Below are 8,360 nucleotides of genomic sequence, written 5' to 3'. Positions count from 1 at the left end.
TTTGATCTCGTTGGTGCACTTCAAACATCCCACGGCGCTCGACTCCCAAGGATCGCCGCGTCGTGTGCAGAGTCGGATTCGTCTTTGAGTCAAAGAAAAACACCCTCGGACCACACAACGCGCGTGACGGGGGAGTCATGCGCCGCTGGATCACTCGATGGGCCACAAGAGATCAAGACGGCTGTGGCACCAAAACGGCCAGTGGATTCAAGAAGCTGGCGTCAGCCTACGGTTGCCAGTCCCACGCAATCCCGCCCCGCCGTGACCGCACGTCAACCGTTGAAGCGGAACGCAATTCGATTAAGTTCAACGGTGGACAACACGCGGAACGCGCAAACGACATTGTGTTTTCAATGAATGCCGACTCCGTACCTGCCCGTGCAACATAGCGTTAGCGCGTCTGGTCACGACGACGCCCCGTTCCATTGTCGCTGCTTGCCGGTGGTGTCAGCCACCGGGATCGAAAAAAGTGAATCACGAAGGCCTGCAAGGCCGACATAATCGGTCTCCCAGTCCACTCGACGCTCGGCATTGTGTCGGCCCGCTGGGCCTTGGGTATTCCCTTGAATCCACTCCCGGTGGCTGACGCCACCGGCAGACACTCTACCGGCCCTCCGGGCCTAAGACACTTCACTCTACCGGCAAACCCGAATCCGATTGTCGGAGTCAGCAATGTTGCGATCAACAGTTGGAATCGCAGGCGTCGATCAACGAATGATTGCACGCAAGGTGTTTGCCACCGGTCGACCCGGCACTCTCACCTCCGAACCTCCGTACGGCGTGTAAAACCGATAACGTGGTCGCGGAGCCACTACTGGCGCGACCGGCACAACCACGGGACGGCGGACGACAATCGGTGCGGGGTACACCACCGGCGGCACGAACACGGGGCGAGCGACCGGGACGGCGTAGCGCGGCGTGTAAATGTCGATCCCTACGTACTGTGCTTGGGCATTGGAAACAAACGTCGCCGACGCCAACAACGCCAAACCGACAATCAAGGCCTTCATCTGTCTTCTCCAAACCGTTTGTCATAATGGGAATCCGTGCTCGTGCCGGCAGTCGATGCGACACGCCCGGAGAATCTGTCCCGCAATTGTTCGCTGCCGACCGCGATAAAGCAAGCTGGCGCGTCGGGTGACGCACGTCACACACCGTCGCCTCCAGGTTGCCGACTGGCCGGTCAACGTTATCGATGTTGCGAAATCAACGCAGTGATGTGCCGCATGCCGGCTCCTCTGCAAAGGCCGCTACGCAGCTTGTTTCGACACAGAAGACGACAACCAGGCATTGCGTTCAGGTGCGGCGTTCAGGTGCGGGCAAACCGAACCGAACGAATCAAATTCCGCAATGGCACCACCACTGTGGTAGAATGACCCCCTACCCAGACCGTTGTCAAGAATTTGCTCCGTGGGAATTCGCGATGAAATGTCAATCATGGGGGCACAGGAAATCGGGTCGAAGAAGGCTTCGAATCGAGAGTTTGGAAAAGCGGCACCTATTGGCCGCCGCACTTTTGGAAACGTCACTGCTACGGGATCTCAACCCACACCCGCCAGCGTCGGGTGCTCAACAGTTCGTCGCCGTGGGTGATCGGTTGTTCTTTGTCGCTGATGACGGGCTGCACGGTGACGAGTTGTTCGTCATCAACGGTGAGGGCCCCGGAATCCTGGTCAAAGACATCGGCCCAGGCCCGATCGACGGAGAGATTCAACATCTGACGGCCGTCAACGACACGCTCTTTTTTACCGCCTACACCGAGGATGCCGGGCAGGAACTGTGGAAGAGCGATGGCACCGAGGCGGGCACGGTCCGGGTCCGCGACGTCAACCCGACGGTGACGACGTATGAATACGACGGCATCACGTACAGCTATGGTGATTCATCGTATCCGTTTCATCTGACAGCCGCCGGCAACAAACTTTTTTTCGTTGCCGACGACGGGACACACGGTGACGAATTGTGGATGAGCGACGGCACGGAAGCGGGCACGGTCCTGGTTTCCGATCTGGCCCCGGGGGAAACGAGTTCGAGCCCCGATCAGCTGACGTTTGCACCGGCGATCGGTCAAGGAATCTTATTCTTCACAGCCGAATCGCCGAACATCGGCCGCGAGCTGTTCAAAACAAATCTGCAGGGCACCGCGTCGCTGGTTGCGAACGTTTTTCCGGAAACCAAGGCCGACGGTTCGCCGTTCTATGCCGAATGGACCCAAATCGACAATCAACCGGTGATCCGCAACGCACAAGGAAAACCGATCGTGGGGCAACTCGACGCTTCGCAGAACTGGGTCTTCTTCGAAGCGGACGGAACCCAGGTGATGCCGTCGGATTTTTATCCGTTTTCTTCCAACCCTCAGGACCTTGTCGCGTTCGACGGCTTGCTGTTCTTTTCTGCCACGGGTGGCATGCGCGACGGAGAAAACACCAGCGCCGTCGGCCGCGAATTGTGGGCGACCGACGGGACCTCTGCCGGCACCTTTGTCGCCAGCGATGTGGCTGCGGGAGAGGAAGTGATTACCGTCACGGATGTGACCGGAACGAGCGTCAACATCCGTCGCCCCCGCAGTTCGTCGCCGCGAGAACTGGAATCGACGGGAAACCAGTTGTTCTTTTCCGCAAAAGGCGACGTCGCGACGGGTCGGGAGTTGTACGTGCGCGACACAACAGGCATCCCGGGGCAAGGGACAAGCGAACTGGTCAAAGATATTTTTCCCGATGCTGCGGATTCCTCGCCGTCGCAGATCACGCGAGTGGGCAATCGCGTCTTCTTCTCCGCGGACTCAGACGAGGGCGTCGAATTGTGGACCAGTGATGGGACAACCGAGGGAACGGTAATCGTGAAAAACATCGCGCCGGGCGTACTCGATTCCGACCCGGAGAGCCTGACGGCGCTGGGGGATACCTTGTTCTTCACCGCCAATGATCGAGCGAACGGCCGCGAGGTCTGGAAGAGCGACGGCACCGTCGACGGCACGGTTCTGGTCAAAGACATTCGTCCCGGCGGGCCGAACACCCACAGCTTGGCTCAAGAATTGACCGCCTTCGGCAGCCACATCTATTTCGGTGCGAGTGACTTTTTCCGCGGCTTTGATGTCTGGCGGACCGACGGAACCGCCGCCGGCACCGATTGGGTCGGCGTCCAAACCGATGCGACCATTTCATCGGACCCCAAACACTTGACGCGAGCGGGGTCGAAGCTGTTTTTCGTTGCGACATCGCGTGAATTCGGCGAGGAGTTATGGGTCACAGACGGAGACTCCTTCAGCACACGCGTCGTGAAAGACATCAATCCGAACTTTGTCGGCAACGTTCCCCAAGGCGCCTCGGTCAGTGACTTGGTTGAGTTCAACGGCATGCTTTACTTTTCAGCCTTCGATGGAACCGCATCAAGACTTTGGAAAAGCGATGGCACCGAGGCTGGAACGACCTATGCAACGCTCGACAACGACGGCGTCCCCGTTCCGGGCCCCAACGCGCCGCGTGATTTGATCGTGATCGGCAACACTATGTTCTTCACCGCCGATGAACCAGGCTATGGGCGTGAACCCTGGGCACTGAGTGCAACGACAGGTCAAGCGACGCTGCTCAAAGACATCGATCCGACGTTGCGGACGACCAGCAATCCGCCCTTTGCACTCTCGTCGCAACCGCTGGATTTCGTCCGCTACGGCAATCAACTGTACTTTAGCGCCTATAGCCCCGAAACGGGACGAGAGCTTTGGAGTAGCGACGGAACGCCCGAAGGCACGATGCTGCGCGCGGATCTCTATCCGGGCAGCGCGTTTCCGTTCTCTTCGAACCCGGAAGATCTGGTCGTTTCCGGCGAGAAACTGTTTTTCATCGCCGAGGATCCCGATCACGGGTCGGAGTTGTGGGTGATCGATAGCGGCTCCGATGATCCCCGCTTGGTCGTGGACTTAGACCCCGGCACCAACAGCTCGCGGATTTTCTCATTGTCGCCTTTCGGAGACGGGGTGGTTTTTCGACGTGACGACAACTTCAACGGCGTCGTCGCCACGAATATAGGAAACGAACTCTGGATCAGCGACGGAACCGAGGACGGAACACGCCCCGTCGTCGATCTTGAAACCGGAACGGACGGTTCACGCTGCTTCGGGGATTACGTCGACGGCGGCATCATCGAATTCAATGATCAAATTGTGTTCCGAGCAAACGATCTGGAACATGGCTGCGAACTGTTCATCAGTGACGGCACGGCGGCCGGCACGCACTTGCTGCTCGATCTCTATCAAGATGACCCGATCGTGATCGGCCAGGAAGGCCGTTCGTCCGATCCCGATGAACTCACCGTGATCGGCAATGCACTGTATTTTCAGGCGACCGACGAAACCGGCCGCGGACTGTGGCGACTGGATCTCGACGGGACGCTCCACCATGCGGCACTGCACTATGATCTCAATCCCGAACCGGCAGAATTAACGATCGCCGGTTCGAATTTGTTTCTGATCGGTGACGACGGAATGTTGGGGCGCGAGATTTATCGTCTTCCGTTGGAACACTCGCTCACCCCCGGCGTCATGGAAATCCTGGCCAAGGACGTCGCCTACCAAGACTGGGTGGTTGGACAGACCGTCTCACTCTCGGATCTTGGTTACGGGCAAGTCTCCACCGTCGAATTCACCGTCGATCAATTCTTTCAGGATCCGGTGACCGGGTTCGATGCCGTGGGGCTGGTCAGCAATTCGGTCGATCCGGTGCTCGCCATCCGTGGATCCGTCGATTTCTTGACCGATTGGTTCGACGATTTCCATCCCGATGGTGTCGGAGCGGCGCAATTTCTGGCGAACTACGAAGACGTCGCCACGTGGCTGACCGCCGTCAACGGCGCCCACGGCATGCCCTCGATTGTCGGACACAGCTTGGGCGGTGGTCTGACACAACTGGTGGCCGCACGCTACACCGGCGACGGTGGCGCTCTCGCTCGCATCAACACGTTCAACGCACCCGGCATCAATGCGGACTATGCCGCCATGTTCAATGGCGAACTTGCCGACGAGGTGCTTCATTTTGTCACCAACGGTGATCCGGTCAGCATGGCCGGCGACGCGTTCCTTCCGGGCAACTGGGTCCGAGCCACGTTCTCAGCGATCAACCTGGCGACAAACCACACCCATCCGGTCGTCGTGCCGTTCACGTTCACCGGCGAGTCGCGGACGGAAACTCGGGATCGGCCGGAGGACACGGCGTTTGAGTTCTTTGACAACACCGATTGGCTCAACAGTCCGCTTTACTTCCACGATGACGCCGACTACCTGACATGGTTGTCGGTGATGTATGCGGTTGCAAACGCCAGCGATACGCTGCGACCCTACCGGCACTTGCCCGCCTCATTGCTGTTCCGCAGCACGACCGAAGCCCAACGACAGGCGATCGGTCAGGTTTGGCACGATTTCCAAACCCCCGTGTTGGCGGCGATCGGGCCAACGCCTTGCGATCCGGAGCAAGATCCGTTCACGCTTTCGGACATCGAATTCAGCGTGCTTGGCTTATTGGATGTCGAAGCCACCGGCATGATGGCCAGCTGCCGGTTGGCGCCAGATCCGAGCATCTGGTTGCAGGGCGAAGTGCGTTTACCCGATTTCTTTAACGTCACCGCGAACTTCACCGACAACAATCGCATTCAATTGGCCAATGGCACGATCGATCTCGTCGGCACGGTGACGGCCGAAGACATTCCCGTTGTGCCGCGATTCATTGAAGTCAAGGGAGCCAGCATCGGCATCAATACGATTGAAAAGACGCTCACCGCCGGCGCACAACTGGCGATCAGACCGTGGGGGATTGTCTTGGCCGTCGACCTCGGCTTTCTAAACAGCGAGTGGAATTCGATCGAAATCGGCGTCGATGGATTGGGGATTCCGGTGCCGGTCTTGCCGGCAGCCGTGTTGCAGCGTGTTTCCGGCAGCGTCAATCATATCGCGACCAGCGACCCCGCACCGATCACCTTTGGCGGGTCGATCGGGATGACGCTCGGCCCCGAGGTCAGCGTCAATTTGCCGTCTTGGGCCGGCGGTCCGGTGGAAGCCAAGTTGCTCGGGTTCGACGGCGCCGCATCCTTCAACAGCCAACAATTGACGGTCGGTGCGGACCTGTCGATCCTCAACGATCTGGCAATCGTTGACGGAACAACGACCTGGAATTGGGTCGACGGGATCTTGGAAGCCAGCGGCGGGTTCAATGTCCTCAACGGAACCATCCTGTCGGACGATGCGAGTTTCAAAGCAAACGTGGATGCCAACAGCGGCTTGAATATTAACGCATCGGCCAGTGCGACCTTTACGGTTCCCGAAGCGTTCCCGTTGATCGGCGGCACCGAAGCCCTGGCCGGTCAGTTCTTTTTACAGTTCAATGATGACGGCGATTTCTCCAATGACTCCACTGGCGCGTACGCCAGTTTTCCCCTGCCGCTGATCGGCGACACCGGATTGGGATTCCGTGTCTGGCTTGATGGTGAATTCGGTCTGGTCGGCGGCGAAGAAATTGACGCCCTGATCGCTGCCGGCGAAGGCGAACGGCTGGCGCAAGCGACAACGCTTTCGCACCAAGTCGAACTCGAACCGGGAAAGCAGTGGGCCGTGTTTTCCTCCCAGTGGGAACATGAAACCGCAACCGAAATCGTACTCACCACTCCTTCGGGTCAAACCCTGACCGAAGCCGACATCATCGCCGCGTCCGACATGGCGATCGTCGAACCGTTGTCCGACATGACGCGGCGCGTCGTCATCGTTTCACAACCCGATGCGGGCGTTTGGAATCTGACAGTCGACTCGGACAGCGGAACCGGCCAGATTGAATTCTTTGTCGTTTCCGACAACGATGCTCCCCGCGGGGAAATCACGCAGCTTACCGGCGGTGGTTTCGGACAACCCGTTTCGATTTCCTACAACGCCTCCGACAACGACAGCGACGCCACAGTCTCGCTGTTCTACGATTCCGATGCGAGCGGGCTGGACGGCATCCTGATCGATTCGGGGATCACACAGGCCGACGGGATCGGCGTGTCGACTTGGGACACGACCGGAGTGCCAGAAGGCGAGTACTTTGTGTACCTGATGATCGATGACGGGATCAACGCACCGGTCATGGTGTACTCGCAACAGTCTGTCTCGGTCACCCATCGCCGTATCGATGGCCAAGTCTTCCATGACACCAACGCGAACGCGGTGATGGACGAGGGGGAGTCGCCGGCCGCCGATGTCGCCGTCTTCGTCGACGCCAACGGGAACGCCGCGCTGGACGACGACGAATCGTTTGCGATCACCGGTGCCGACGGCCACTACCGATTGGCGGAGTTGCCCATCGGCACCCACACCATCGCAATCATCACGCCGCATGGATTCATTCAATCCGCACCGGCCGATGGAGCCGCACAGCCGATCGAACTTGGCAGCGACGGACAAATCGATGAAGTCAAATTCGGCATCCGGATCGAGCCTGCCTCGGTCAGCGGTGTCGTCTGGCAAGATTTCAATCGCGATGGTTTTCGCGACGCGTCGGAAGCCATGCGCAAGGGCGTGACGATTCGGTTGATCGACGAATCCAGCGGGATCCAAGTTGCCCAAGCCGTCACTCCGCAAGACGGCAGTTTCGAATTCGCCGGCGTGGTGCCTGGCACCTACATCCTGGAAGTCGCCACGCAAACGATTGACAAGATCACGCTGCAGGATCGCCCCGGAAGCGATGCCCACGACAGCAATCTCGATCCCGTGACGACGCAGCGACGAATCGAGCTGGTCACCGGAGCATCGCTCGGCTCGATCGACGTCGGACTGTTCAGCCGATGGAATCACTTTGCGAATCCATTCGACGTGGACACCAATGGGTCCGTCTCCCTCTTGGACGCCCTGATCGTGATTAATTTCCTCGGCCGGCAACAGGCGAATCAACCGTCCGGGGAAGCATTGCCCGCTGACGACACCTTCCCCGACGTCAATGGCAACAGCATCGTGACCGCACTCGACGCGTTGTTGGTGATCAACCGTGTGGCGGTTGCACAAGAAGGGGAATCGGAGCTGGTGGTGGTGACCGATCGCACCCTCGCCGCAGCAAGTTTGCGATCCGATGCTAGGTGGACGCCAGTCCTTTCAAGCAATCCGGAACGCTTACCGATCACCGAGTTCACCCCTCCAATCGTCGAAGCAGACGTCGGCCCCAGTTCCAACGTCGTCATTGAAGCAACCGAGAACACCTTTGGTTTCGAAGACTGGCCAGGCGAAGACTGGCCACGCGAAGACGATCGGACGGAAACCGATGTCGACGAAACAACGTCACTAGAAGACCTCGTCAGCCAACTCGCGTTGGATCTTCAACAGGAGATTCGGTGAAAGCGTATCGGGG

The 8,360-nt window shown here is 58.9% G+C and carries 2 protein-coding genes; one reads left to right on the top strand and one right to left on the bottom strand.

What is annotated here, in order from left to right; all coding sequences use genetic code 11:
• Positions 1-707: 707 nt before the first annotated feature.
• The gene (locus NZK35_RS00990) at positions 708-1,010 is read right to left on the bottom strand and encodes a hypothetical protein (RefSeq protein ID WP_259630733.1); all 303 of its coding nucleotides are present in this window, start codon (positions 1,008-1,010) and stop codon (positions 708-710) included.
• Positions 1,011-1,423: 413 nt separating this feature from the next.
• Between NZK35_RS00990 and NZK35_RS00985 the strand changes: the two genes are divergently transcribed.
• Complete coding sequence (locus tag NZK35_RS00985) at positions 1,424-8,347, top strand: ELWxxDGT repeat protein (RefSeq protein WP_259630732.1); 6,924 nt, start codon at positions 1,424-1,426, stop codon at positions 8,345-8,347.
• The last annotated feature ends 13 nt before the right edge of the window (positions 8,348-8,360 follow it).

The organism is Stieleria sedimenti, assembly GCF_025060895.1.
Taxonomy (GTDB): domain Bacteria; phylum Planctomycetota; class Planctomycetia; order Pirellulales; family Pirellulaceae; genus Stieleria; species Stieleria sedimenti.
Note: the sequence above shows the minus strand (reverse complement) of the source record. Positions and strands in the feature narration are given on the sequence as shown.